At 61.9% G+C, this 1943-nt stretch carries 2 protein-coding genes; both read right to left on the minus strand.

Annotation, left to right across the window (positions count from 1 at the left end; translation table 11 throughout):
- Window positions 1-79: 79 nt before the first annotated feature.
- A complete protein-coding gene (istB, locus tag NGJ44_RS23045; protein ID WP_053245377.1) occupies window positions 80-850 on the minus strand; it encodes an IS21-like element helper ATPase IstB in 771 nt (256 codons plus the stop codon).
- Window positions 847-1857 carry an IS21 family transposase gene (istA, locus tag NGJ44_RS23050; protein WP_053245378.1) on the minus strand — a complete coding sequence of 337 codons (1011 nt, stop codon included), beginning with the start codon at window positions 1855-1857 and terminating at the stop codon, window positions 847-849. The genes istB and istA overlap by 4 nt, the downstream gene beginning before the upstream one ends.
- Window positions 1858-1943 lie beyond the last annotated feature (86 nt).

Below are 1943 nucleotides of genomic sequence, written 5' to 3' on the forward strand. Positions count from 1 at the left end.
TGTCAACGCCGGTTGAAAACTGACCCACTTTCGTCGGAATCGTCGGAGTAAAACTGACCCACCCCGGCGTCCAAAAAACCTAGCTCCTGATCTTGATATTCCCTGCTTTGCGCTTGTCCTTGAGTCGGTAGCTTTCCCCGGCAATCTGCACGATATGGGCGTGATGCAGCAGGCGGTCGAGCAAGGCGGCGGTCAGCGTTTGGTCCTCAGCAAAGCATGAGGACCACTGACTGAAGGGCAGATTGCTGGTGACGATGATGCTGGTGCGCTCGTAGCGCTGGGCCACCACGTTGAAGAACAGATTCGCCTCCTCGCGTCCAAACGGCAAATATCCGATCTCATCGATCACCAACAGGCGCGGCCCGATGATGGCACGGTTGAAGTACTGCTGCAGCCGATCCTGTTTATGGGCGGTGGCCAACTGCATCATCAGGTCGGCGGCAGTCAGGAAGCGGGTCTTGATGCCCGCCATGACGGCACGGTAGGCCAGCGCCTGAGCCAGGTGGCTCTTGCCCACGCCGCTGGGCCCCAGGAATACGATGTTCTCGGCCCGTTCGATAAAGCTCAGAGCGGCCAGTTCCTGGATCTGGGCACGTGGCGCACCGCTGGCAAAGGCGAAGTCATAATCCTCGATGGTCTTGACCGAGGGCAGCGTGGCAATCTTCATCAAGGCAGCCCGCTGGCGTTCGATCCGGGCGTCGTTCTCGATGCCCAGAAGGCGTTCCAGGAAGTCACCATGGCTGGCGTCCTCGCGGGCACACTGCTGGGCGATGGCCGGCCACTCGCTGCCGATACGCTCCAGCTTCAGGACGTCGCAGAATTGTTCGATCCGGTTGTGTTGGATGTTCACGCCCGCACCTCCAGCAGTTCGTTATAGACCGACAGCGGGTGCTGGAAGCTCTCTCGCGGGACAGGCCGGTGGGATCTGGCAGGCAGCAGAATGCCGTGCTGCGCAGGCAAAGGCAGCAACGCCAGGCGCTCTTCTTGGAACCGCTTGGCGGGTCGCTCCCGGGTGGTGCCGTGCAGTCGCTGATCGGCCACCTCCGTCAGCCAGCGGCCGATGTGCGCGTTGGCCGCTGTCACGTCAAAGCGCAGACCGGCCTGCTTGAGGGTCGCGGCCAACGGCACACAAAAGCTGCCCTTCAGATATCCGTTGAAGCGTTCGACCTTGCCCTTGGTCTTGGCGCGATATGGCTGGCACACACGTGGGGTGAAGCCGAACTCCTCGGCGACGGCCAGCAACCCGTTGTGCCACCGGTGGTGGCCGGGACCGTATGCATCACGCTCAATGATGATGGCCCCCGCGTTGTCGAACAGCACGTGCTGAGGCACACCGCCGAAGTAGGTGAAGGCCTGGCGCAGACATCCGAACCAGGTGTCGGCGCGCTCGTCGGTGGTGAACCGTACCCAGCTCGAACGGCTGTATCCCAGCGTGGCCACGAAGGCCATCAGTGGATCGCGGCCACGCCGGATGTGAGTGAAGTCGGCCTGCATCTGCTTGCCGGGAGGCGTCTCGAAACGAACGACCGGTTCAGGTTCCTGATGCTTGTGGGCACCCAGAAACTCCTTGAGTTGCGTCACGCCACCGGGATAGCCCAGTTCCTGGATCTCTCGCAGCAGTACGGCTGCCGGTATCCAGTGCGGTCGGGCCGCTTCGATGCGACCGCGCAGATAGTCCTTGTACGGATCCAGCTTGGTGGCCCGTGCCTCGCGGGGCCGGTACTGCTGGGCATCGGCCTCACGCAGGTATCGCCTGACCGTGTTGCGTGAGCAGCCTAGCTGCTTGGCCATCTCCCGAATGCTGACGCCGCGACGCGCCATTACCTTGATCTCCACTGCTTGCTCCTGAGTCAACATTGTCGGTGGCCAAAAAGCCACCATCATTGCCCAGGTGGGTCAGATTTACTCCGACGGGGTGGGTCAGTATTACACCGGCGCTAACA

The sequence above is a fragment of the Achromobacter sp. Marseille-Q4962 genome, from assembly GCF_943737005.1.
In the GTDB taxonomy this organism is placed as follows: domain Bacteria; phylum Pseudomonadota; class Gammaproteobacteria; order Burkholderiales; family Burkholderiaceae_B; genus Achromobacter.